Here is a 23,660-nt window from a genome sequence, read left to right as displayed (position 1 = left end):
CTCGTCGACGTTCCCGTTCCGGCGCCGCTCGATCCGGCGACCGTCGTCTTGCGCGATCCGCGGGTCGCCGAGGGCAAACGGTTCTGCTGGAAGTGCGGAAAACCGGTGGGCCGCAGCACCGCGTCCGGTCCCGGAGCCTCCTCGGGCACCTGCCCGTCGTGTGGCACGCCGTTCGAGTTCACCCCGAATCTCGCGCCCGGAAATCTCGTCGCCGGGCAGTACGAGGTGAAGGGCTGTCTCGCGCACGGTGGGCTGGGCTGGATCTACCTGGCCGTCGACCGCAACGTCAGCGATCGCTGGGTCGTGCTCAAGGGCCTGCTGCACGCCGGCGACGCCGAGGCGCAGGCGGTCGCGATGGCCGAACGGCAGTTCCTCGCCGAGGTTTCGCACCCGAGCATCGTCCGGATCTACAACTTCGTCGAACATCCGCGGCCGGACGGTGTCCCGATGGGATACATCGTCATGGAGTACGTCGGCGGGCACACCCTGCGCGAGATCCTCGACACCTACACCAAACCGGACCGGATGCCCATCGAGCAGGCCATCGCGTACATACTCGACGTCCTGCCCGCCCTCGGCTATCTGCACGAGATCGGGCTGGTCTACAACGACCTCAAACCCGAGAACATCATGGTCACCGACGAGCAGACCAAACTGATCGACCTCGGGGCGGTCTCGGGCATCGAGGACTACGGCTACCTCTACGGCACTCCGGGCTACCAGGCCCCCGAAATCGTCCGCACCGGGCCGACTCCGGCCACCGACATCTACACCGCGGGCCGGACCCTGGCGGCGCTGACGTTGGATCTGCCCGTCGACAAGGGCCGCTACGTCGACGGGCTGCCCACGGCCGAACAGGCACCGTTGCTCGCCGAGTACGACTCGTTCCATCGATTGCTGTTGCGCGCCACCGATCCCGACCCGGAACGGCGGTTCCGGTCCGCCGACGAGATGGCCGGTCAGCTCACCGGCGTGCTGCGCGAGGTCCTGTCCCAGCAGACGGGCAACGAGCACCCCGGCCTGTCGGCGAAGTTCAGCCGCCAGCGCACCACCTTCGGGACCGACGAGGCCGTCGCGCAGACCGACGTGTTCGTCGACGGCATCGCCCGCGACAAGAACATCTCCGCACGGGATGTGGCCGGGGCCCTTCCGGTTCCGTTGCTCGACCCGAACGATCCCAGCGCGGCCTTGCTCGCCGCTGCCGTGCACAGCGAGCCCCAGCAGACACTCGACGCGCTGCGGCACGCCCGCGACAACGGGCTCGAACGCGTCGTGGGCACCGCCGACGTCTCGTTCTCCCGCGAGATCACCCTCGCCGAGGTCCGCGCCCACCTCGACCTCGGGCACGGGGAACGGGCCGAGGAGATCCTCCGCAATCTCGAACGCGACCTGGGCATGGACTGGCGGATCGACTGGCACGCCGGGATCGCCGCGCTGCTGCTCGGCGAATTCCAGACGGCGTTCGACCGATTCGAACGGGTGCTCGAGGCGCTGCCCGGCGAGACCGCCCCGAAGATCGCCCTGGCCGCGACCGCGGAACTCATTCTCCAGCACTGGGAGAGCGACGATCCGGAGGCGTGGCGGCAGTTCTGTGAGAACTACTACCGGACGGTGTGGCGCACCGACCACAACATCGTCAGTGCCGCGTTCGGACTGGCCCGCCAGCTCGCCGACCGTCACGACCTGACCGGCGCGGTCGCGACCCTCGACCAGGTGCCCGCGACGTCCCGGCACCACAGTGTCGCCAGCATGACGAGCATCCTGATCATGTTGCACGACAGACCGATCGACGACGTGACCGAGGCCGAACTGCGCGAGGCCGCGCACCGTGTCGACGCGCTGCCCGTCGACGAGGGTCGCGCCCTGCAGATGCGCACACTGGTGCTGGGCACGGCTCTCGAGTGGGTGCGCGCCGGCCACGCCTCCCGGAAGTCCCTCGATCCGATCCTCGGGGTCCCGTTCACCGAGAAGGGACTGCGGAAGGGCACCGAGGCGGCGCTGCGGGCGCTGGCGCGCAGCGCACCGGCGCGCACGCACCGCTACACCCTCGTCGACCTGGCGAACGCGATCCGCCCTCGCAGCCTCCTCTGACCGCGGCATCTGTCCACCGAACCCGCGGCCGGTGGATATCCGCGCGCAGCCGACAGCGCGCGGATGTCTTGTCTGTCGGCGGACCCGACGGCCGACCCTACGCGCTCTCCGCGAACGCGGCCGCGGCCCGGGCGATGGCCAGTTCCTCGTTGGTCGGGATCACCAGCACCTCCACCTTCGATTCCGGGGCGGAGATGCGCCGTTCGTCCTCACGCTCGGCCGCATTCTGCTCGGGGTCGACGACGATCCCGAGCCGTTCCAGCCCAGCCAGAGCGTCCAGCCGGACCTCGGCCCTGTGCTCCCCCACCCCGCCGGTGAAGACGATCACATCGACGCCGCCGAGCTCGATCATGTACGCGCCGAGGTACTTCCGCATCCGGTGCACGTACACGTCGTAGGCGAGTTTCGCGTCCGCCGATCCCTCCTCGATCAGCCGGATCAACGCCCGGAAGTCGTTGACACCGCACAGCCCCTTGAGTCCCGAGCTGTGGTTCAACATGTCGTCGATCGCCTCGACATCCATACCGGCGCTGCGCTTCAGGTGCATGAGCACACCCGGATCGACGTCGCCGCAGCGCGTTCCCATGGCCAGGCCCTCGAGGGGGGTCAGCCCCATCGAGGTGTCGATCGGATGGCCACCCGCGATCGCAGCCGCCGATGCCCCGTTCCCCAGGTGGAACACGATCTGATCGAGCTCGGAGTAGTCGCGGCCGAGGAACTGCGCCGCCCGCCGCGAGACGTATTCGTGTGAGGTGCCGTGGAACCCGTACCGGCGGATGCCGTGCGCGGCCGCGATCTCCCGATCGATCGCGTACGTCGCGGCCGCGGCCGGCAGGTCGTGGAAGAACGCGGTGTCGAACACGCCGACGTGCGGAATGTCGGGCAGCACCGCGCGGGCGACCTCCATGCCGATGACGTTGGCCGGGTTGTGCAGGGGCGCAAGCGTGGACAGGTCGTCCACCGCGCGCACCACCGCGTCGTCGATGAGCGTCGGCTCGTAGAACAGCCCTCCGCCGTGCACGAGCCGGTGGCCCACCGCGATGATGCCGGCCTCGTGCAGCGACCGTCCGAGCCCCTCGACCATGTCCAGCACGATGCGGAGTCCCGTCCGGTGATCGGCGATGGGTCCGAGTTTCTCTTCGGTTCCGGCGGCGTGGCGGAAGACGATCCGGCCCTCCGGCTCACCGATCCGCTCGATCAGCCCGTACACCACCGACTCCGCAGTCTCCGGATGGATCAGCTGGAACTTGATCGACGACGAACCGCAGTTCAGCACCAGCACGGTTCCGGCGGTCACTCCGTTCGCGGCAGTCATGGGCTCAGTCCTCCTGTGCCTGGATAGCGGTGATCGCCACCGTGTTGACGATGTCCTGGATCAGCGCGCCCCGGGAGAGGTCGTTGACCGGCTTGTTCAGGCCCTGGAGCACCGGACCGACGGCCACCGCGCCGGCGCTGCGCTGCACCGCCTTGTACGTATTGTTGCCGGTGTTCAGGTCGGGAAAGATGAATACCGTTGCGCGACCGGCCACTTCGGAGCCGGGAAGTTTCGCGCTCGCGACCGTGGGCTCGATCGCGGCGTCGTACTGGATCGGGCCCTCGACCGGCAGATCCGGCCGTCGCTGCCGGACCAGCGCGGTGGCACTGCGCACCTTGTCGACGTCGGCACCGATCCCGGAGTCGCCCGTCGAGTACGACAGCATCGCGATCCGCGGCTCGATGCCGAAACGGGCCGCGGTCTCCGCGGACGAGATCGCGATGTCGGCGAGCTGCTCGGCGGACGGGTCGGGTACGACCGCGCAGTCACCGTATACGAGAACGCGATCCGCCAGGCACATCAGGAAGACACTCGACACGGTGGAGACGCCGGGCCGGGTGCGGATGATCTCGAAGGACGGGCGGATGGTGTGCGCTGTGGTGTGCGCGGCCCCCGACACCATTCCGTCCGCGATCCCCAGGTGGACCATCATGGTGCCGAAATAGGATATGTCGCGCATGATCTCGCGGGCGCGGTCGAGATTCATGCCCTTGTGCGCGCGCAGCCGGGTGTATTCGGCGGCGAAACGCTCGGCGAGCTCGGAGGTCCGCGGGTCGATCGTCTCCGCCTTCCCGAGATCGATGCCGAGTGCGGCGGCGCGACGTCGGATCTGCGGTTCGTCACCGAGCAGCGTGATGTCGGCGATGCCGCGTTGCAGGACCCGGCCGGCGGCGCGGAGGATGCGGTCGTCGTCGCCTTCGGGCAGCACGATGTGCCGGCGTTGCGCGCGGGCCCGGTCGATCAGCTGGTATTCGAACATCTGCGGGGTCGTCACCGTCGGGCGCGGAAGACTCAGCCGGCCCAGGAGCGTCGGTGCGTCGACATGCTGTTCCATCAACGCGACCGCGGTGTCGATCTTGCGCTGCGCACCGTGCACCATGCGCCCGCGGGTCCGGTCCGCGGCGGAGGCGGTGTCGAACGTGCCGAGATCGGTGGTGAGGATGGGCAGGGTGGGTTCGAGACCCACAACGAGCTGCGCGATCGCGGGATGGGGCCGCAGCCCGCCGTTGAGGATGATGCCCGCCAGTGACGGGAACCCTTCTGCAGCATCGGCATTGACGAGGGCCAGCAGGGCGTCCGAACGGTCGGCGGACACGACGACCGCCGCTCCCTCGGTGAGTCGTTCGAGGATGTGCTCGGCGGTCATGTCACCCACCACGACTCGCAACGCTTCGCGGTGCAGCAGTTCGGGATCGCCGCTGTAGAGGTCGCCGTGCACAACGGCCTGCAGTTCGGCCATCGTCGGCGCCACCAGGATCGGAACCTCCGGCAGCGTCCACACCGGCACGGGATGCCCGGCGAACCGCGCGGCGACGGCGTCGAGTTCGTCCGGGTTGCAGCGATTGACGACGATCCCGGTCAGATGCGCGTGGTGAGCGGCGAGTTCGGCGGACGAGAGCGCGGCGAGCTGCGCGATCTCGGCGGGGGTTCGGCGCGATCCGCGCAGCGCGAGCAGGACCGGCGCGTCGAGATTCGCCGCGATCCGCGCGTTGTACGACAGTTCGGTGGGATTCGCGATCTCGGTGTAGTCGCTGCCGACGACCACGACGGCGTCGCACCGGTCGGCGACGGCGTGGTACCGGGACACGATCTCGCTCAGGGCCGCATCGGGGTCCGCGTGCACCTCGTCGTAGGTGACACCGACGCACTCGTCGTAGTCGAGGTCGACGGTGATGCGTTCGAGGAGCAGCTCGAGAATGTAGTCACGATCGGCGTCCGAGCGTGCGATGGGCCGGAACACACCCACGCGGGCGGCGGAGGCGCACAGCATCTGCAGGATGCCGAGCGCCACCGTGGATTTCCCGGTGTCGCCTTCGGGAGACGCGATATAGATGCTCGACACGGATCCCGCAGCGGCACTCATGGGAGCCACCATAATGCGGTGCGGGGCGACTCCGCGTGTGAGACACCCCGCACTGCACGATCGCGGAATCAGGCGAGCGCGCGGAGGCGCGGCGCCAGATCCCGTTCGAACAGCTCGAGGAAACGCTTCTGGTCGTGACCCGGCGCGTGGAACACGAGGTGGTTCAGCCCGGCGTCGATGTACGCCTTGACCTTCTCGACCGCCTCGTCGGGATCCGACGCCACGATCCACCGCTTGGCGACCTGCTCGATGGGCAGCGCGTCCGCTGCCGCTTCCATCTCGATGGGATCCTCGATCGAGTGCTTCTGCTCCGGGGTGAGCGACAGCGGAGCCCAGAACCGGGTGTTCTCGAGCGCCGCGTCCGGATCGGTGTCGTACGAGATCTTGATCTCGATCATCTTGTCGATCGCCGCGACGTCCCGTTCGGCCTTCTCGGCGCCCTCGGCGACCGCCGGAAGCAGCTTGTCGTTGTAGAGCTCCATGCCCTTTCCGGAGGTGCAGATGAAGCCGTCACCGGCGCGGCCCGCGTACCGTGCGACCACCGGGCCACCGGCGGCGATGTACACCGGGATGCCCCCTTCGGGCACGTCGTAGATCGAGGCGCCCTTCGTGGTGTAGTACTCGCCGTCGAAGTCGACGCGGTCGCCGGTCCACAGCGCGCGCATCAGCCGCACCGACTCGCGCAGCCGGGCGAACCGCTCCTTGAACTCCGGCCACTCGCCCTGGTAGCCGGTGGCGATCTCGTTGAGGGCCTCACCGGTGCCGACGCCGAGCATGACGCGCCCCGGATACAGGCAGCCCATCGTCGCGAACGCCTGCGCGATGACGGCCGGGTTGTACCGGTACGTGGGGGTCAGCACCGAGGTGCCGAGCTGCAGGCGCTTCGTGCGCTCGCCGACCGCCGTCATCCACGACAGCGAGAAGGGAGCGTGCCCACCGTTGTGCCGCCACGGCTGGAAGTGGTCGGACACGGTCGCCGAATCCATGCCGTGTTCCTCGGCCAGCACCGCCAGCTCCACCAGTTCCCGGGGACCGAACTGCTCCGCGGACGCCTTGTATCCCAACTTCAAGCCCTGTGCCACCGAGTTCTCCTATATGTCTTCGATCTCAATCTGCTTCGAGTATGACCGGAACGGTGTTCCGGCGGAGTTTTCACTGTCCGCCGTGCGGCTCGGCTTTTCACTGTCCGCCGTGCGGCTCGGCGAGGTGAGGATCGGGCTGCCAGTCGTAGACCACCGTGGTCCGCAGCACGATGTCCTGCAGCGACCGTCGTCGCCGATCGACGGCGACCACGATCAGCCCGACCGGGAACACGACACAGAACCCGGCCCGAATCAGCGCGCGGAGCCAGCCCATGAGCTGCCCGTTGCGCCCGACGACCCGCAGGCCCATCACGACCGAGCCGACGGTGCGGCCGGTCGTCGCCCAGCACGCCGCCAGGTACAGCACCGACAGTGCGCTGCAGGTCGTGACGGACATGACGACCTGCACGTCCGGGAACGAGAACTGCTGCGGTGAGAACAGCAGCCGCATCAGCGTCCAGGACAGGTACAGGCCGCCCATACCGGCGAGCACGACGCCGAGATCCAGGAGCGCCGCGAGACCCCGCGTGACGATGCCCGCGGGCCGGTGCTCGCTCACTCCTGTTCCTCCGGCTCGGGGTGCTCGGGGTGCCGCCCGAACATGCGGCCGACGAATCCGGAGACCGCGTCGTCGGCACGCATGCCCTGACTGCGCACCCCCTGCACGGCCTCGGTGGACATCGTCCCGGTGGATTCCCGGATGATCGCGGGCAGATCGACCCCGTCGATGACGGTGCCGGCCAGGCCGATCAGGTCCACGCGCCGGATAATCGCATCGACGTCGACCCGCTCCGCGATCGCGTCGATGTCCACACGGTCCAGGATCGGCGTCAGATCCAGACGCGCGGCGATCCCGTCGATGTCGACGCGGCCGATGATCCGCTCGATGTCCACCCGGGCCGCGATCCGGTCGACGTCCACCCGCTCCGCGATCCCGTCGATGTCCACCCGGTCGACGATCCTGTCGATGTCGACACGGTCGACGATCCCGTCGATGTCGACACGATCGACCACCTGGTCGATGTCGACCCGGTCGACGATGCGGCCCACGTCGATGCCCTCGGCGATCGCGTCGAGATCGACGTGGTCACGGACGACGGCCGTAATGTCCACTTCGAGCAACGCCGCCTGCACGACCTTCCGCACGATGATGCGCAGGACGCGGTCGACGGTCGTATCCGCCGCGCGCAGGGCTGCGTCGCCGCGCGCTTCGAGTACGTCGAGGGCCGACGCGACGCCGGGCAATCGGCGGGCCAGGTCCACGCTCAGGCCCACCGCGCTCCCGACCGCGCCTGCCAGCACCGTCGCGGACCCGACTGCCAGGCGCAGCGGAGCCGCACTCTTGTCGACACTCATACCCTCATCAAAGACCCGAATACGGCGAAATGCACGTGCCGGTTCAGCTGCCGGCAAGCGTGAAGTCGTCGAAGTCGAATCCGGGCACGACGACGCACCCGACCAGGCTCGGTTCGCCTCCCGCGGGCCGGGCCCGCTGCCAGTGGCCGGGCGGCACCACGACCTGTGGCCGGTGTCCTTCCGCGAAGTCGGGACCGACGAGATATTCGGTGATCTCACCGGGTTCCGGTCCCGGCTCCGCGATCTCGAGCAGCACCGGACTCCCCCGGTGGTACAGCCACAGCTCGGCACCGCGCACCGTGTGCCACGCGGACTGCTGCCCGGGCATGAGCAGGAACAGGATCGCGGTTCCGGCGCTGCGGGACGCGGGATATCCGGGCAGGGCCGCGGCGGGCAGCTCGAGGTCACTGCGCCAGGTCTCCCGGTACCAGCCGCCCTCGGGGTGCGGCGCGAGCCCGAGAGCGCGCGCCCATTCCGGGATCTCGCCGTTGTCGTCGCGGTCCGCGTCGCCGAATGTCACAGCGGTTCAGCCTATCCGAACCGCCGTGACATTCGGCCCGGACACGGTCAGGCGGCGCGCAGCCCCGCAAGCCCCCATTCCCGTGCGAGCAGTTCGTAGGACCGCAGCCGGTCCTCGTGCCGGTGCGTCACCGACGTGACGACCAGTTCGTCGGCCCCGGTGACCCGGCGCAACGTGTCGAGCCGTTCGGCGACGGTGCCCGGGGAACCCACGAACTGGGTGACGAGACGATCGTCGACGAGTTCCCGTTCCTCCGCGGTGAGAGGTTCCGCGGTCGCCGGGTCCGGGTAGGGCACGGCACCTTGGCCCGAGCGGATGCTGTGTGCCCAGTGCCCGTACGTCGACGCGAGGTCGCGGGCGGTCGCGTCGTCGTCGGCGACGACGGCGTCCGCGGACACCACCACATACGGTTCGGCCAGGAACTGCGACGGCCGGAACGCCGCCCGGTACGCCTCGACCGCCTCGACCGTGCTGGACGGCGCGACGTGATAGTTCGCCCCGAACGGCAGTCCGAGCCGGCCCGCGAGGGCGGCGGACGGGCCCGCACTGGACCCGAACACCCACACCTCGACGTCGGCGTTCTCCCCCGGATGGGCGTGCAGCTCGATGCCGTCGGCGGTGCGGTAGGTGCCGTCGAGCAACGCGAGGATGTCGGCGACCTGCTCGTCGAAGTCCGGCGACTGCGCGCCGGGCTGCTGGAGCGCCGCGAACGAGGCCGCGAGACGCGGCGAGGCGAGGATCCGGCCGGTCGGGAACTGCGGCGGGATCACCAGGCCGTCCCGGATCTCGGTGGCGCGCGGCGCCGGTGGCTCGACCCCGGATGCGGCGGCCTTCAATGCTTCCGCGCGCCGCTGTCCCGAACGGCCGAGACCGAGATCGATCCGCCCCGGGTGGAACGCGTCGAGCGTGCCGAAGGCTTCGACGACACCCGCGGCGGTGTTGTGGCCGAGCTGCACCGCCGCCGCCCCGACCCGGATGGTGCTGGTGGCCGCGGCGACCGCGCCGATCAGCACAGCCGGGGACGACGAGGCCACCGCGACGAAGTGGTGCTCGGCGACCCAGTAGCGCCGGTAACCCCACGCCTCGGCCTTCCGCGCGAGATCGACCGTGTTGCGCAGGGCCTGCGGCACGGTCGATCCTTCGCTGACCGGCGACAGGTCCAGCACGGACAGCGGAACCGGATTCGTCACAGCCATGGTCACTCCGGATTCTGCGATGTGCGCGGATTGCGTTCGCCCGCCTCGACGGCGAACGGGAGCCGGTTCTCGGCCGGCGCGATCGGGCAGGTCGCGGCGTCGGTGAACGCGCAGGGCAGATTCGCTGCCCGCGTGAAATCGAGTGTGACGGTGTTGTTCTCGTCCGGGTCACCGAGGTCGAGCGTCCTTGCCGCCGGGTAGGTGGTGACACCGCTGGTCGCATCGGTGAACAGCACCCGCAACGGCCCGCCGGCCTCGCCGAACGCGACGAGCGTGTGCTCGCTGCCGTCGTGGTCGAACCGGACGAGCCCGGCTGCGCTGTGATGATGCTCGAGACCGTCGACGACGGCGCCGGTGGTCAGGGTGCGCGACTCGTCGAACGCTTCGAAGCGCCCGGTGAGAACCCACTTCGTATCCGGTTCGTACACCGGCACTCCCGTGAAGGCGGCGAGCGCGGGAGCATTCCGGTCGTGGATACGGATGCCGAAACGTCCGGTGCGGCGGATGATCTCGACGTAACCGCCGTCGAACTCCACCTCGAGCCCGGGAGCACCCTCGACCGGTTCGTAGGTACCGGTCTCGTCTCCGCGCACGTGCACGACCGAGTCACCGGCGGTGTGCCAGATACCCGGGGCTTCGTCGAATTCGGTGGGGGTCTCGTCGAGCCAGTGCAGCGCGGTGAGGCTGAGCCAGCCCAGCGGCTGCCGCAGCGCGTCGTTGCGGGCGGCGTGCCACTGCTGCCAGTCCTCGAGGAATCGGGTGTGGTCGAGTGTTGTGGTCACGATGCTCGGACTCCTTCGTTCGTCGCGTGCGGGTGGCGCAGGCCCAGGTGGCTGCGCAGGGTGGTGCCGTCGTACTCGGTGCGGAAACTGCCGCGCTCCTGCAGCAGCGGCACGACGGTGTCGACGAACTCGTCGAGGCCGCCGGGGGTCAGGTGCGGCACCAGGATGAAACCGTCGCTCGCGTCGGTCTGCACGTAGTGGTCGATCTCGGCGGCGACCTGTTCGGCGGTGCCGACGAACTGCTGACGCGCGGTGACCTCGATGATGAGTTCGCGGATGCTGAGGTTCTCGGCCTCGGCCTTCGCGCGCCACGCCTCGGCGACCGCGCGCGGATCCTTCGCGTGGCGGACGCGACCGCGAGTGATGGTCACGTTGTCCTCGGGATCGATGTCGGGCAGGGGCCCGTTCGGGTCGTAGTTCGAGAGGTCGCGGCCCCACACCTGCTCGAGGAACGCGATCGCGGTCTGCGGACCGACCTGCTGCAACCGGATGTGCCGGGCCCGTTCTTCCGCGTCCTCGGCGCTGTCACCGAGGACGAACGCCGCGGCGGGCAGGATCTTCAGGTCGTCGTGACTGCGGCCGTATTTCGCGAGCCGGCTCTTGACGTCGGTGTAGAACGCCTGCCCCTCCTCGAGGGTGCCGTGGCGGCTGAAGATCGCATCGGCCTTCGCGGCCCCGAATTCGCGTCCCTCGTCGGAGTCGCCGGCCTGCAGGAAGACCGGATGCCCCTGGGGGCTGCGCGGCACCTCGAAGTGCCCCGCGATGTCGAACTGGGTGGTGTGGATGTCGAACGGCGCGATGTCGGTGTCGGCGGCGAAGATCCCGGCCTCGCGGTCGATCACGGGCCCACGTTCGGACCAGCCGTCCCACAGTTGCCGCACCACGTCGACCACCTCGGCGGCGCGGACGTAGCGCTGGGAATGGTCGAGGAAGCCGCCGCGACGGAAGTTCTCGCCGGTGAACGCATCCGACGACGTGACCAGGTTCCACGCGGCCCGGCCGTCGGACAGGTGGTCGAGCGTCGCGAACTGCTTCGCCAGCTCGTACGGCTCGTTGAAGGTGGTGTTGATCGTGCCGGCCAGCCCCAGGTGGGTGGTGGCGCCGGCGAGCGCCTCGAGCACGGTGAGCGTGTCGGGCCTGCCGACGACATCGAGGTCGTGGATGCGGCCGCGGTGTTCGCGCAACCGCAATCCCTCGGCGAGGAAGAAGAAGTCGAACTTGCCGCGCTCGGCGGTGCGCGCGAGGTGCACGAACGACTCGAAGTCGATCTGGCTCTTCGAGGCCGGATCTGCCCACACGGTGGTGTTGTTGACCCCCGGGAAGTGTGCGGCGAGGTGGATCTGCTTGCGAACGATATTGCGTGACACGGTGATCGATCCTTCAGTGAGCGGAAGCGAAACGATTGGCGGGACGAGGCAGACCGAGCCGGTCGCGGAGGGTTCCGGTTGCGGGCGCGACCACCGGACGGATTGCGGGCAGGACGTTCTCGACGAGCCGCGGCAGAGTCGACGCAAGAGCGAGCGGTCGCAGGGTCACCCCGTCCACACCCCGGATGTCGCCGAGGAGTTCGACGGCTCCGGCGGCGGCGCCCACGTGGACGATCGTGTCGGAGACGTACGGGGCTCCTGCCCACGCGTCGAGTTGCGCGAGGTCGGCGGCCGCGTCGCCGTCGGTGGCGGCGAGCAGCAGGTCGACGTCGAGCAGGACGAGGACCGGGCGGTCCCCCGCAGCAGTCCGGATTCGGGTGGCGAGATCGGCCGCAGCTTCGGTATTCGTTGCCCGGATGCGCACGAAATCCGCTCGCCTCGCGGCGAATTCGAACGATTCTTCGCCGGTGACCGTCACCGCGACCAACGGTTGCCCCTGCGGCGACCTCGGCACGATGGACGATCCCTTGACGGAGAAGTACTCGCCGACGAAATCGATGTAGTGGACCTTGTCCCGGTCGATGAAGCGACCGGTGGCGACGTCGCGGATCTCGGCGTCGTCCTCCCAGCTGTCCCACAGTCGTACCGCGACCTCGGCGGCCTCGTCGGCTTCGGCCCACAGCGACGCGGTGTCCTGCTCGTCCTTGCGGCCGAACAGCGCGACCGGCCCGGTGCCCGGTGTCACCGCGACCTCCCAGCCCGCGCGCCCGAGCGTGGTGTGGTCGACGGTCTGGATCGCCTTGGCGACGTGGAACGGTTCGGTGTGGGTGACGGTCGCGGTGGGGACGAGCCCGATTCGGGTGGTGGCCGCGGTGAGACGCGCGGCGAGCCCCACGGCTTCGAGCCGGCCGCGCACGGTGTTCGCGTCCGAGGCGACACCGAAGGTGTCCGGGAAGAACGCGAGGTCCACGCCCGCGCGATCTGCGGCGCCGACGAGGTCGGCCCAGTAGCGGGCGGTGAACAATTCCTCGGCGCGCGAATCGTCGCGGCGCCACGAGGACGGGTGGATGCCGGTGCCGGCGAACTCGACGGCCAGCAACAACTTCGAACTATCGGACATGATGGACCTTCCCGGGGATGGCCTCGAGCAACGTCTGGGTGTACTCGTGCTGTGGGTTGTCGAAAATTTCTGCGGTGGAGCCGCATTCGACGACCCGGCCGGCGCGCATCACAGCGACCGTGTCGCTGATCTGCCGGACGACGGCGAGGTCGTGCGAGATGAACAGGTAGCTGAGCCCGAGTTCGGTCTGCAGCGCGGTGAGCAGGTCGAGGATCTGTGCCTGGACCGACACGTCGAGCGCCGAGACCGGTTCGTCGAGCACGAGGAGGTCGGGTTGCAGCGCGAGCGCCCGGGCGATGGCGACGCGTTGCCGTTGCCCTCCCGACAGTTCCGCGGGTTTGCGGTTCAGGTGCGCCGTCGACAGTGCCACCTGATCGAGGAGGCGTGCGACGTGTTCGGCGCGTTCGGCTCGTGTGCCGATGCCGAACGCGTCGAGCGGTTCGGCGACGATGTCGCGGATCCGCAGTTTCGGATCGAGCGATGCGTACGGGTTCTGGTGGACGATCTGCACCCGGCGGCGCAACGCCCGCAGCGCGCGTCCGCGGAAACCGGTGATGTCGTCACCGTCGAACCGCACCTCGCCCGAGGTGGGCGTCTCGAGCCGGATCGCGATCCGCGAGACGGTGGACTTGCCGGATCCGGACTCGCCGACCAGCGCCAGGGTGCCGCCGCGAGGCACCTCGAACGACACGTCGCGGACGGCGTGCAGCGCGGACTTCCGGTCGATGTGGAACGTCTTCGACACGTTCGAGACCGTGAGGATCGGGGCGGCCTCGCGCAGGGCAGGACGGTCCGGCGCCTCCGCAAGGCTCGGTGCCGCGGCGATGAGCGAGCGCGTGTACTCCTGCTGCGGGTCGGCGAGTACCTGTGCGGCAGGTCCGGTTTCGACGACCCGCCCGCCCTTCATCACGACGATACGGTCGGCGCGGTCCGCCGCGACCCCCAGGTCGTGGGTGATGAGCAGAACCGCCGTGCCGGTCTCGGCGATCCGTGCGTCGAGGTGGTCGAGGATGCGGCGCTGCACCGTCACGTCGAGCGCGCTGGTCGGTTCGTCGGCGATGACCAGGTCCGGGCGGCACGCGAGGGCGATGCCGATGAGCACGCGCTGGCGCTGCCCGCCCGACAGTTCCTGCGGGTACTGCTTCGCGCGCAGCGCAGGATCGTCGAGCCCGGCCTCCTCGAGGATGCGCAGTGTTTCGATCCTCGCGGTGCGCCTGTCGGCGAGACCGTGGATGCGCAGCACCTCGGCGACCTGGTCGCCGACGCGGAGGACGGGATTGAGCGAGGTCGTGGGGTCCTGCGGAACGAACCCGATGCGAGCGCCGCGGATGCGTTCGAAGGCCCGCTCCGAGAGGTCGTTCAGCCGGGTACCGTCGAAGGTCACCGATCCTCCGGTGACGCGTCCGGTGCCGGCGAGCAGCCCGATGATCGCCTGTGCGGCCGTGGACTTGCCCGAACCGGATTCGCCTACCACCGCGACCACCTCGCCGCGCGCCACGGTGAGGTCGACGCCGTCGACCGCGACCACCGGTTCGCGGGCCGATCCGTAGGCGACCTGCAGGTCGCGGACCTCGAGCAGGGTCATCGCGCGCTCCTGCCCTCGATGGCGTGACCGACGCGGTGTGCGGAGAGCACGACGGCCACGATGACCAGGCCCGGCAGCGTCGTCATCCACCACGCCGCGGCGAGATAGTTGCGTCCCTCCGAGATGAGCGACCCCCACTCGGGAGTGGGCGGGACGGCACCGAAACCGAGGAAGCTCAGCGACGACACGGCGAGCACCGCCATGCCGAATTCCACGGCTGCGAGCGCCGTGACGGGTGCGTACGAGTTGCGCAGCACGTGCCGGCGGAGCACCGTGTGCCACCGGACGCCGCACGCGAAGGCCGCCTCGACGTACAGGGCCTTGCGGACGCGCAGCACCTCCGACCGCATGACCCGGGCGAAGTTCGCCACGAGGCTCACACCGACGGCGATCGCGACGTTCATCGTGCCGAAGCCGAGCGCCGTCACCAGCGCGAGCGACAGCAGCAGGGCCGGGATCGACAGCAGCACGTCGACGATGCGCATGAGGACCACGTCGACGACGCCGCCGAGGGCGCCCGAGAGCAGACCGACGAGCGAGCCGACCACCAGGGCGATCCCGACGGCGACGAGGGTCGCGGTGAGCGACAGCCCGGCGCCGTGCACGACGCGGGTGTAGACGTCGCGGCCGAGGTTGTCGGTGCCGAACCAGTGCGCGAGGCTCGGTCCCTGCAGCTTCTCGGCCGGCACTCCCCGCAGCGGGTCTCCGGAGGCGAAAACCGAAGGGAACAGGGCGAAGCCGACGGCGAGGAGCAGCACGACCGAGGACACCGCGACCACGACATTGCGTCGCAGCCAGGTCACGACGGACGGGACACGGAACGTTCTGTGCGAGACCGGATCCGGCTTCGGCGAGGTCGCCGGTACCGTCTCGAGGATCAGCGTGTCAGACACGTGCCTCCACCTCCAGGAGGGTGTCGTCGTGGGTCGGGTCCTCTGCCGTGGCGTCGGCGCCACCGCGGCTGCCGCCGTGCGTGATACGCGGATCGACGAGGGGGTAGAGCAGGTCGACCGCGAGGTTCACGAGCACGAACACCGTCGCCGAGAACACGACGATGCCCTGCACGACGGGAATGTCCTGCGCCATCACCGACATCTGGGTGAGTCGACCGATGCCCGCGCGGGAGAACACCGTCTCGACGACCACCGATCCGGCGAGCAGGTTGCCGACGATGACGCCGGCGATCGTGAAGGCCGGGATGCTCGACAGTCTCAGCGCGTGCCGGGTCTGGATGTGCAGCCGTGACGCGCCTTTCGCTCGTGCCGCCTCGATGAACGGCTGTCGCCAGGTCGTCTGCAGGCTCGTCGCGAGCACCTGCGCGATCACCGCGCCGGTGGGCAGTGCAAGCGTGATCGCCGGAAGGATCACGTGTTCGATGCCCTGATCTCCGAAGGCGGGGAACAACTTCAGCCGGAACGAGAAGAGCTGTAGCAGGATCAGTCCCACCCAGAAGGTCGGTACCGCCACACCGAGAGGGGGAAGCGAGAACAGCAGGCTCCGCAACCACCCGGCACGGGTGTAGGTCGCGAGGAACGCGACCGCCGTGCCGAACACCAGGGCGAGCACCAGGGCGGTGGCCGCCAGCACGAGCGTGCTCGGCAGGGCGTCGGCGATCGCGTCGGTCACCTGCCGGCCGGTGGAGATCGAGATGCCGAAGTCACCCCGGACCGCGTGACTCAGCGCGTTCCAGTACTGCACCGCGACCGGCTGGTCGAGACCGAACCGCGCCTGGAGCTGTTCGATCGCCGCGGCATCGACGGGGGTGCCGGCGTCGGCACCGGCCGCGATGCTCACCGGATCGGACGGCAGCAGGTAGAGCACCGCGAACGACACCGTGAACGCCGCCCACAGCACACCGACGGCCTGGAGCACGCGAAATCCGAGGTAGCGCACCATGATCTACTCGCTCAGCCAGGTGTCGAAGAACTGCAGCCGGGCCGAGGCCTCGAACTTCAGATCCGCCACGTTCGGTCCGGCACCGATCGCCTGCGACAGTTCGACGGTGGGGATCCACAGGCCGTTGTCGAGCACGAGCTGCTGTGCCTGCTCGATGAGTTCGGCACGGGCAGCCGGATCGGTCGTGGACAGCTGACGGTTCAGCACGTCGTCGAGCTCGGGGATCGGGCCACGCTGGTTGATGTTGCGGCCCTGCAGCCCGAAGGCGGTGCGCAGGATGTCGCCGTCGGCGCGGGTGCTGTTGTAGTAGGACGCCTCGTAGTCGCCGGCGTTCTGACGGGCCGTGGTCTCCGGAGTGGAGACGAGGTCGAGCTGCAGGTCGATGCCCACCGCGCGCAGCTGCTGCTGCACCAGTTCGAGAATGGCCTGGTTGCCCGCGAACACGGAGCTGAAGAGCACCGGGAAGCTCAGACGCTGCCCGTCCTTGACGCGGATTCCGTCGGGGCCGGGCACCCAGCCCGCGTCGTCGAGGATCCTCTCCGCCTTCTGCGGGTCGTAGGTCACGTCGGCCAGCTCGACGTAAGCGGGGGTCGCGGACGCGAGGGTGCTGGTGGCGGGGCGGAAGTCGGGACCGAGGACGGTGTCGACGAGTTCCTGCCGATCGATCGCCGGAACCACCGCGCGCCGGACCGCCGGATCGACGAGGACACCGCGACCGACGTTGGGCTGGAATCCGAACGGAATGCCCGGGTTCGGCGCGGTGAGGATGCGGCCACCGGCACCTTCGATCTGCGGGGCGTCCTGCGGGAGCGCATCGGAGATCGCGTCGAGCTGCCCGGACGCGAGCGAGCCGGTGCGGACTCCGGATTCGGGCACGATGGTGAATTCGATGCGGTCGAGGTAGGCCTCACCGTCGTGCCCGAACGCCTCGGACCCCCACGAATACCCGGCACGCTTGACCAGCGTCGCGGACCTGTCCTGCCGGTAGTCCTCGTAGACGAACGGCCCGGTGCCGGAAAGCTCTCCCGCGCAGCGCTCCTCGGCGCTCTTCGCGGTGTCCGCATCCGAGAGCAGACCGAGCTGGTGGCTGGCGGTGGCCTGCAGGAACGGCGCGTTCGGGACCGAGAAGTTCACCTGGGCGGTGCGGTCGTCGACCACCGTGGTGCCGGTGTACCCGGAGAGATAGCCGACGGCCTGCGGTGCCTTGACCCCGCCGAGGGTGTTCACGATCGCGTCGAAGTTCTTCTTCACCGATTCCGCGGTGAGCGGGGTGCCGTCGCTGAAGGTCACTCCCTCCTTCAGGCGGAAGGTGAAGTGTGTACCGTCGCCGTTCGACTCCCAGCTCTCGGCCAGCCACGGCACGATCTCACCGGTCTCGGGATCCTGGTCGGTGAGCGAGTCGACGACCTGCCGGGCGACGTAGATGGTCTGGTTCGTGCCGGCCTGGGCCGGATCCGCGCAGGTGGGTGCCTGCGACAGTCCGTACCGCAGGGTGCCGCCGGGCTGCGGATCCCCGGTGGGTTCCGAGTTCGCCGCGGAACCGGATCCGCACGCGGTCAGTGCTGCTCCCAGCACGGCTGTTGCGGCCGCCGTGACGACGAGCCGGGACGCAGAAGAAGACGAAATGGACAACGACGGGCTCCATGATCTGGACATGGCTCCGGCGGCACGACTCGAGCGATGCCGCCGGGCGGAAGGAAGGTGGATCGAACGCGGAACTCAGTGGCCGCGACACCTGGCCCCGCAGTGGCGGCACAGGTCGACGTGGATGCGTTCCCACGCACCCACCAGGCCTTTACTCGCCATGTTCTCCTCCATCGTTCCCGGCGGTAGCACCCTCACCTGCCGTGCAGGGGGGTTGGTGCGACGTCGTCGAGCCAGGTCTCTCGGTCGCTCTGGATGGTCGTTGCAGAAGGTATCTACCTCACGAACCACGGAATACCTTTTCCGTCAACGCGATCGAAACCCTGCGGTCGCCGAGCGCCGCGCTCACGAGACCGGTGTTGTTTTCGAAGCTCGGCCGCAATACCGACAACAACGTCGGTTTCGACGAGAGACTGACAGCCTGGCGCCGTCGGCCGGGATCAGTCGGTGGTTTCCGCCGCCCACGCGATCGCCGCGTCGCGCTCGGACAGCGGGAAACGCTTGAACTCACCGGGTGTCAACCAGCCGAACAGGGACACGACGGTGATCATCCAGTCGAGGTCGGTGACCAGAGCGATCCGCTCCCAGCGGGTGACGTGTTCGGCACCGAGCCGGAAGTCGTCCCACATCGCCCCGGGCGACAGACCGTCGAACCGCTCGAACACCAGAACGATCCGGATCTTCCCGCCCTGGTCACAAACCTCGCGTATCGCCGGCATCAGCACGTTCTCGTAGTCGGACGCTTCGATTCGTCCGACGGCCTCGAAGCCGAGGACGCCGTCGGGCAGGTCTCGGATCGGTTCGAGCATGTTTCGACGGTACCGCTGCCGGCGCCGGCGGCGGGGTGGATCAGCGCAGATACTTCTCGAACGGATGCGGGCCGATCTCCTCGGCCGGAACGGACGGGTCGAACAGGGCGGTGTAACCCGCCGCCAGATAGAGCGCGACCGCTTCCGGTTGGCGCCACCCGGTGGTCAGGTGGATGCGGGTGTAGCCGCGCCGCACCGCCTCGTCCTCGAGTTCGTCGAGGACGAGGCGGCCGAGCCCGCGCCGCCGGTGCCGAGCGGAGGTCCAGATGCGTTTGAGCTCAGCGGTGCGCTCGTCGTAGCGGCGGAACGCTCCCCCGGCGACGGGCTCGCCGTCCTCGACGAGGACCAGCAGCGCACCGTGCGGCGGCGCGAATTCCTCACCGGGATGGGTGGTCAGGTCCTCGAACTGCTCCTCGAACGGCCGTTCGTAGCGGGTGCTGTACTCGACGGCGAGTTCGGTGAGCAACGGCAGGGCGAGCGGGTCGTCCTGCGCAACCCGAAGTACCTGCAGGCGGCGGGTTTCGCTCATCGCGCGGCCACCGCCTGCCGGGCACCGAACCGGAAGGCTTCGAAGGTTCGGGTCGTTCCGTCGGCAAGGTCGGCGACGAGCTCCCCGATCACCGGCGCGAATTTGAAACCGTGCCCGGAGAACCCGGCGGCCACGGTCACGTCACCGACCCGGTCGACGACGAAATTGCTGTCCGGGGTCGTCGTGTAGAGACAGGTGTCCGCGGTGACGGAGTCGAGGTCGACGCCGGGCAGCCACGCCTCCGCGTAGTCGACGAGACGCGCGACACCGGCGGAATCCGGTGTGTAGTCCCGTGTTTCGGGATCGACCACCGGTCCCGTGCCGTGCTCACCGATCTTGATGCCGTCGTCGGAGCCGAGTCCGTAGATGCCTTCGCCGGCGAGTCCGGCCCCGCGGTGATGCACGAAGCTCGGCCAGTCGTCCGCGGTGAGCGGAAGGAAGTGCGCGGGTTGTTCCTGTGTGGTGCGCAGCCGCGGCAGTTCCGGCACGGCGTCGAGTTGGGCGTCGGCGATCAGCGATCGGGTCCATGCGCCGGCCGCGACGACGACGTGCGCAGCCGGAATCGTCTTCCCGTCGGTGACCACCTCGACACCGGTTGCGGTGCTTCCGATCCCGTGTACCGCCACGCCGTGGCGGATATCCGCTCCCGCATCGGCCGCAGCCCGGTTCAGTGCCTGCACCGACCGGTCGGCGTGCAACCGGCCGGCGTCGGGGTGGTGCAGGACCCGGGTGTCGAATCGGATGCCGGGCCAACGCCGTCCCGCCTCGACCGGATCCAGCAGCTCGTGCGGGATCCCGAGCGCGGCCAGCGCGTTCGCCTTGGCCGCGAGCGCGGCGGGAAGCCCGTGATCGACAGCGCCGGTGAGCGTGAGAACCGGCGTGTCCGTGGTGTCCTCGAGGGCGCGCCACAGCGGCAGCGCCCGCGCGGCCAGACCGGTGTAGAACTCCCCGTCGTACGCCTGCCGGTAGATGCGCGAACTGCCGTGCGACGCGCCGTGGCGGTGTCCCGGATCGAACTGTTCGAGCAGCACGACCGACCGGCCGCGTTCGGCCAGACGCCAGGCCGCTGCCGACCCGATGACACCGCCGCCGACGATCACCACGTCGGCGCGGCCCTGAATGCGACTCATCGCTTCCCTCCGGGTCTCGTTACTGCGCAGGCTTCTTCGGCAGGCCGGGCGGGTTGATCCGCGACGACTCGATCGCCTCGCTCGAGATGCCCCAGCGTTCGAGAACCTGTGCGTACGTGCCGTTCTCGATGAGGTGGTTCAACGCCTCGTTGATCGGAGCGATCAGGCCGTTGTCCTTCTTCGTCAGCACCGCGATCTCCCCCTGCAGGGCGTCGCCCGCACCGGAGAAGGTGCCGACGACCTCGGTCTCGCCGGACTGGATGGCGTGGAACGACGACGACGGGTTGGGCCCGACGTACGCGTCGATGCGGCCGGAGCCGAGCGCGAGGTAGTAGTCGGTGGCGTTCTGGTAGTAGAGGATCTCGGCGGGTTCGAGCCCGGCCGCGATGTTCTGCTCGTTCCACTGGACGAGCAGCTCCTCCTGGTTGGTGCCGGACGAGACACCGACCTTCAGACCTGCGATGTCCTGCGGGCCGTCGAACGTGATGCCGCTGCCCTTCTTCACCTCCACGGCAAGGCTGTCGAGGCGGTAGGTGGCGAAGTCGTACTTCTCCTTGCGTTCCTCGGTGACGGTCACGTTGGAGATGAAGGTGTCGGCCTCACCGGAGTCGATGCGCACGAAGTTCTGCGCCCAGTCCGCCGCGGTCAGTTCGATCTCCAGGCCGAGCACGTCGCCGATGAGGTACGCGAAGTCCGTCTCGGAGCCGATGATCGTCTTGTCGTCGTCGGCGTAGAACCGCAGGGGCGGTGCCGTGCCGGCGGAACCGGTGACGATCAGGGTGCCGCGGTCGCGGATGGCCTGCGGGACCATCGCGGCGATCTCGGGAACCTCGTCGGTGGTGATGCGGTTCTGGTCCGCGGTGAGGTTGTATCCGGCCGCGGTCGCGGCGTCGGTCTCGGGGTCGCCCGAGCTGCACGCCGCGCCGGCGAACAGGGCGACGGCGGTCAGGGCCGAGGCGAACAGCCTCGTGGGGCGGGTGGGGGCTGACATCGTGTCCTTCCGGAAATCTTCGGTGTGAGGGGTTTTCAGAGCACCCGGGACAGGAATGCCCGGGTGCGGTCGTGGCTGGGTCGTTCGAGGACCGCGGCGGGTGAGCCCTGCTCGACGATGACGCCGCCGTCCATGAACACGACGGTGTCGGCGACCTCGCGGGCGAATCCGATCTCGTGGGTGACGATCACCAGGGTCGCGCCGTCGGCGGCGAGGTCGCGGATCACGTCGAGAACCTCGCCGACGAGTTCGGGGTCGAGGGCGGAGGTCGGTTCGTCGAACAGGATCACCGCGGGGCGCAGCGCCAGCGCGCGGGCGATCGCGACGCGTTGCTGCTGCCCACCCGACAGTTGCTTCGGGTAGTCGTGGACCTTGTCCCCGACACCGACGCGGCGCAGGAGTTCCCGGGCTTCGGCCTCCACCTCGGAGCGTTCGCGTTTCTGCGCCGACAACGGCGCCTCCATCACGTTCTCGAGCGCGGTCAGATGCGGGAACAGATTGAAGTTCTGGAAGACGAAGCCGATCCGGGAGCGCTGGCGCAGAATCTCGCGTGGACGCAGCTCGTGCAGCTTGTTGCCGCGACGGCGGTAGCCGATGAGCTCGCCGTCGATGCGGATGGTGCCGCGATCGACCTTCTCCAGGTGGTTGAGGGTACGCAGCAGCGTGGACTTCCCGGATCCGGACGGCCCGAGGATCACCGTCACCTCGCCCTTGCGGACCTGCAGGTCGACACCCTTGAGCACCTCGAGTGCGCCGAAGGACTTGTGGACGCCGCGCACGTCGACCGCGTGGACGTGCGCAGGCACGTCGGCGACATGGACGTGCGCAGGCACGTCGGCGGCATGAACGTGCGAATCTTCGGTCGTGGTCATTTCGTCGCTCCCCTCGGCGCACCGATCCCGGCATCACGGATCTCGCGGTACTTCGCCAGCAGCTTCTGACGCGGGGTGAGCGGCAGGGCACGCGCCGAGCCGCGGGCGTAGTGACGCTCGACGTAGTACTGGATGATGGACAGCACGGTGGTGAGCAGGATGTACCAGACGGTGGCGACCATGAGCAGCGGCACCACCCGGCCGTTGCGTCCGAAGATCACCTGGACCTGGTAGAACAACTCGGCGATCGCCATCGTGGACACGATCGAGGTGCCCTTGAACAGGCTGATGACCTCGTTGGCCGCGTTGGGCAGGATTGCACGCATCGCCTGCGGCAGGACGATTTTGACGAACTGCCGGTACCGCGGGATGCCCAGTGCGTTGGCCGCCTCGATCTGTCCGTGATCCACGGAGATGATGCCGGCGCGGATGATCTCCGCGGAGTAGGCGGCCTGGTGCAGCGCCAGGCCGATCACCGCGGCGGTGAAGCCGGAGATCACGCCGGTCACGTTGAATTCGAAGAAGCTCGGGCCGAACGGAATACCCAGCGACAGCGTCTGGTACAGGTACGCGATGTTGAACCAGAACAGCAGCTGCACGATCAGTGGAATCGAGCGGAACGCCCAGATGTAGATCCACGAGATGACCTGCAGCACCGGATTGTTCGACAGGCGGGAGACGGCGAGCAGCACGCCGAGACCGAAACCCAGAATGCTGCCCCACAAGGTCAGCTTCACCGTCATCCACAGCGCCGCCAGCACCGATTCGGCGGTGAAGTAGCGGGCGAAGGTCGCCCAGTCCCAGCCGGGGTTGGTGGCGAGGCCGTGCAGGAACTGCGCGACGACGATCAGCACCGCGATGCTGATCACCCAGCGCCACGGGTGCGGGGTACGTGCGACGACGAGATCCGCGTCGTCGACGTCGTCGGGTGCCGGTGGCGCGGGGCGGTTGCGGGTCGGCGCGCTCACGCCGGCCTGCCGGACGCTGCAGACATGGAGGTGCCTTTCGAGCTGGACGGGGGAATCCCGGAATGTCGGATGTGGGGACCGGACTGTCAGCGACAGCGGCACGACGCGCCGCGGCACAGATCGATGTGCCGTCGACGCCAGGACGCGCGCTCGTTGCTACTCATGGCCGGGCCTTCCCTCGGTCCCCTCGGGAGCGGCGACCGTCGAACAAGAGATTGGGCGCGAGCGCCGTCCGGGTCACTGATTGAAATCCGGATGATTCGAACACACCCCGGATTTCACCCCCTCATCCATGTCACCCGGGATGAGGAGGCCGGGCGCGGG

At 68.9% G+C, this 23,660-nt stretch carries 21 protein-coding genes and 1 riboswitch; of the genes, 1 reads left to right on the top strand and 20 read right to left on the bottom strand.

Annotated features, from left to right (window positions below):
* Positions 1-2,091, top strand: a 2,091-nt coding sequence (locus ACN675_RS15660; RefSeq protein WP_420751715.1) for a tetratricopeptide repeat protein, incomplete at its 5' end; no start/stop codon positions are given.
* Between the two features lie 97 nt (positions 2,092-2,188).
* Here the strand turns inward: ACN675_RS15660 and ACN675_RS15655 are convergent.
* The 20 genes from ACN675_RS15655 to ACN675_RS15560 all read right to left on the bottom strand — a co-directional run bounded on the left by ACN675_RS15655 (position 2,189) and on the right by ACN675_RS15560 (position 23,336).
* Positions 2,189-3,406 carry an acetate kinase gene (locus ACN675_RS15655; protein ID WP_420751714.1) on the bottom strand — a complete coding sequence of 406 codons (1,218 nt, stop codon included), beginning with the start codon at positions 3,404-3,406 and terminating at the stop codon, positions 2,189-2,191.
* A 4-nt stretch (positions 3,407-3,410) separates the two neighbouring features.
* A complete protein-coding gene (gene pta, locus ACN675_RS15650) occupies positions 3,411-5,489 on the bottom strand; it encodes a phosphate acetyltransferase (RefSeq protein WP_420751713.1) in 2,079 nt (692 codons plus the stop codon).
* A 68-nt stretch (positions 5,490-5,557) separates the two neighbouring features.
* Positions 5,558-6,571, bottom strand: a complete 1,014-nt coding sequence (gene fgd, locus ACN675_RS15645; RefSeq protein ID WP_420751712.1) for a glucose-6-phosphate dehydrogenase (coenzyme-F420) — start codon at positions 6,569-6,571, stop codon at positions 5,558-5,560.
* Positions 6,572-6,668: 97 nt separating this feature from the next.
* The gene (locus ACN675_RS15640) at positions 6,669-7,130 is read right to left on the bottom strand and encodes an RDD family protein (protein ID WP_420751711.1); all 462 of its coding nucleotides are present in this window, start codon (positions 7,128-7,130) and stop codon (positions 6,669-6,671) included.
* Positions 7,127-7,927 carry a hypothetical protein gene (locus tag ACN675_RS15635; RefSeq protein WP_420751710.1) on the bottom strand — a complete coding sequence of 267 codons (801 nt, stop codon included), beginning with the start codon at positions 7,925-7,927 and terminating at the stop codon, positions 7,127-7,129. The genes ACN675_RS15640 and ACN675_RS15635 overlap by 4 nt, the downstream gene beginning before the upstream one ends.
* A 43-nt stretch (positions 7,928-7,970) precedes the next feature.
* Positions 7,971-8,447, bottom strand: a complete 477-nt coding sequence (locus ACN675_RS15630) for a cupin domain-containing protein (protein WP_420751709.1) — start codon at positions 8,445-8,447, stop codon at positions 7,971-7,973.
* A 47-nt stretch (positions 8,448-8,494) separates the two neighbouring features.
* The gene (locus ACN675_RS15625; protein WP_420751708.1) at positions 8,495-9,643 is read right to left on the bottom strand and encodes an LLM class flavin-dependent oxidoreductase; all 1,149 of its coding nucleotides are present in this window, start codon (positions 9,641-9,643) and stop codon (positions 8,495-8,497) included.
* 2 nt (positions 9,644-9,645) lie between these two features.
* Complete coding sequence (locus tag ACN675_RS15620) at positions 9,646-10,425, bottom strand: DUF1684 domain-containing protein (protein WP_420751707.1); 780 nt, start codon at positions 10,423-10,425, stop codon at positions 9,646-9,648.
* On the bottom strand, positions 10,422-11,792 hold the full coding sequence (locus ACN675_RS15615) for an NtaA/DmoA family FMN-dependent monooxygenase (protein ID WP_420751706.1): 1,371 nt from the start codon (positions 11,790-11,792) through the stop codon (positions 10,422-10,424). The genes ACN675_RS15620 and ACN675_RS15615 overlap by 4 nt, the downstream gene beginning before the upstream one ends.
* Positions 11,793-11,805: 13 nt before the next feature.
* Positions 11,806-12,912: an LLM class flavin-dependent oxidoreductase gene (locus tag ACN675_RS15610; RefSeq protein ID WP_420751705.1), complete on the bottom strand. Its 1,107-nt coding sequence runs from the start codon at positions 12,910-12,912 to the stop codon at positions 11,806-11,808.
* Positions 12,902-14,497: a dipeptide ABC transporter ATP-binding protein gene (locus ACN675_RS15605; RefSeq protein WP_420751704.1), complete on the bottom strand. Its 1,596-nt coding sequence runs from the start codon at positions 14,495-14,497 to the stop codon at positions 12,902-12,904. The genes ACN675_RS15610 and ACN675_RS15605 overlap by 11 nt, the downstream gene beginning before the upstream one ends.
* Positions 14,494-15,390 carry an ABC transporter permease gene (locus ACN675_RS15600; RefSeq protein WP_420751703.1) on the bottom strand — a complete coding sequence of 299 codons (897 nt, stop codon included), beginning with the start codon at positions 15,388-15,390 and terminating at the stop codon, positions 14,494-14,496. The genes ACN675_RS15605 and ACN675_RS15600 overlap by 4 nt, the downstream gene beginning before the upstream one ends.
* Positions 15,383-16,393 carry an ABC transporter permease gene (locus tag ACN675_RS15595; RefSeq protein ID WP_420751702.1) on the bottom strand — a complete coding sequence of 337 codons (1,011 nt, stop codon included), beginning with the start codon at positions 16,391-16,393 and terminating at the stop codon, positions 15,383-15,385. Before ACN675_RS15595 ends, ACN675_RS15600 begins: the two co-directional genes overlap by 8 nt.
* A gap of 3 nt (positions 16,394-16,396) precedes the next feature.
* Positions 16,397-18,049 carry an ABC transporter substrate-binding protein gene (locus ACN675_RS15590; RefSeq protein WP_420751701.1) on the bottom strand — a complete coding sequence of 551 codons (1,653 nt, stop codon included), beginning with the start codon at positions 18,047-18,049 and terminating at the stop codon, positions 16,397-16,399.
* Between the two features lie 155 nt (positions 18,050-18,204).
* Positions 18,205-18,299, bottom strand: a riboswitch (SAM riboswitch).
* A gap of 178 nt (positions 18,300-18,477) precedes the next feature.
* Entirely contained in the window at positions 18,478-18,846 is a 369-nt protein-coding gene (locus ACN675_RS15585) for an STAS/SEC14 domain-containing protein (RefSeq protein WP_420751700.1), read from the bottom strand.
* A gap of 40 nt (positions 18,847-18,886) precedes the next feature.
* The gene (locus tag ACN675_RS15580; protein WP_420751699.1) at positions 18,887-19,375 is read right to left on the bottom strand and encodes a GNAT family N-acetyltransferase; all 489 of its coding nucleotides are present in this window, start codon (positions 19,373-19,375) and stop codon (positions 18,887-18,889) included.
* Positions 19,372-20,505, bottom strand: coding sequence for an N-methyl-L-tryptophan oxidase (gene solA, locus ACN675_RS15575; protein WP_420751698.1), 1,134 nt, complete (start codon positions 20,503-20,505; stop codon positions 19,372-19,374). Before solA ends, ACN675_RS15580 begins: the two co-directional genes overlap by 4 nt.
* Before the next feature lie 19 nt (positions 20,506-20,524).
* Complete coding sequence (locus ACN675_RS15570) at positions 20,525-21,496, bottom strand: ABC transporter substrate-binding protein (protein WP_420751697.1); 972 nt, start codon at positions 21,494-21,496, stop codon at positions 20,525-20,527.
* A gap of 35 nt (positions 21,497-21,531) precedes the next feature.
* Entirely contained in the window at positions 21,532-22,368 is an 837-nt protein-coding gene (locus tag ACN675_RS15565; protein WP_420751696.1) for an amino acid ABC transporter ATP-binding protein, read from the bottom strand.
* Positions 22,365-23,336 carry an amino acid ABC transporter permease gene (locus tag ACN675_RS15560; protein ID WP_420751695.1) on the bottom strand — a complete coding sequence of 324 codons (972 nt, stop codon included), beginning with the start codon at positions 23,334-23,336 and terminating at the stop codon, positions 22,365-22,367. Before ACN675_RS15560 ends, ACN675_RS15565 begins: the two co-directional genes overlap by 4 nt.
* Positions 23,337-23,660 lie beyond the last annotated feature (324 nt).

Origin of the sequence: Rhodococcus sp. O3, from assembly GCF_048897285.1 — a bacterium.
Classification (GTDB): Bacteria; Actinomycetota; Actinomycetes; order Mycobacteriales; family Mycobacteriaceae; genus Rhodococcus.
The sequence above is the reverse complement of the archived record's forward strand: the minus strand, read 5'-3'. Positions and strand labels throughout refer to the sequence as shown.

Coding starts and splice junctions, on each gene's coding strand:
- ACN675_RS15655 (WP_420751714.1), bottom strand. CDS start 3,406: ATGACTGCCGCGAACGGAGTGACCGCCGGAACCGTGCTGGTGCTGAAC.
- pta (WP_420751713.1), bottom strand. CDS start 5,489: ATGAGTGCCGCTGCGGGATCCGTGTCGAGCATCTATATCGCGTCTCCC.
- ACN675_RS15635 (WP_420751710.1), bottom strand. CDS start 7,927: ATGAGTGTCGACAAGAGTGCGGCTCCGCTGCGCCTGGCAGTCGGGTCC.
- ACN675_RS15625 (WP_420751708.1), bottom strand. CDS start 9,643: ATGGCTGTGACGAATCCGGTTCCGCTGTCCGTGCTGGACCTGTCGCCG.
- ACN675_RS15610 (WP_420751705.1), bottom strand. CDS start 12,912: ATGTCCGATAGTTCGAAGTTGTTGCTGGCCGTCGAGTTCGCCGGCACC.
- ACN675_RS15605 (WP_420751704.1), bottom strand. CDS start 14,497: ATGACCCTGCTCGAGGTCCGCGACCTGCAGGTCGCCTACGGATCGGCC.
- ACN675_RS15595 (WP_420751702.1), bottom strand. CDS start 16,393: ATGGTGCGCTACCTCGGATTTCGCGTGCTCCAGGCCGTCGGTGTGCTG.
- ACN675_RS15590 (WP_420751701.1), bottom strand. CDS start 18,049: ATGTCCAGATCATGGAGCCCGTCGTTGTCCATTTCGTCTTCTTCTGCG.
- ACN675_RS15585 (WP_420751700.1), bottom strand. CDS start 18,846: ATGCTCGAACCGATCCGAGACCTGCCCGACGGCGTCCTCGGCTTCGAG.
- ACN675_RS15580 (WP_420751699.1), bottom strand. CDS start 19,375: ATGAGCGAAACCCGCCGCCTGCAGGTACTTCGGGTTGCGCAGGACGAC.
- solA (WP_420751698.1), bottom strand. CDS start 20,505: ATGAGTCGCATTCAGGGCCGCGCCGACGTGGTGATCGTCGGCGGCGGT.
- ACN675_RS15570 (WP_420751697.1), bottom strand. CDS start 21,496: ATGTCAGCCCCCACCCGCCCCACGAGGCTGTTCGCCTCGGCCCTGACC.
- ACN675_RS15565 (WP_420751696.1), bottom strand. CDS start 22,368: ATGACCACGACCGAAGATTCGCACGTTCATGCCGCCGACGTGCCTGCG.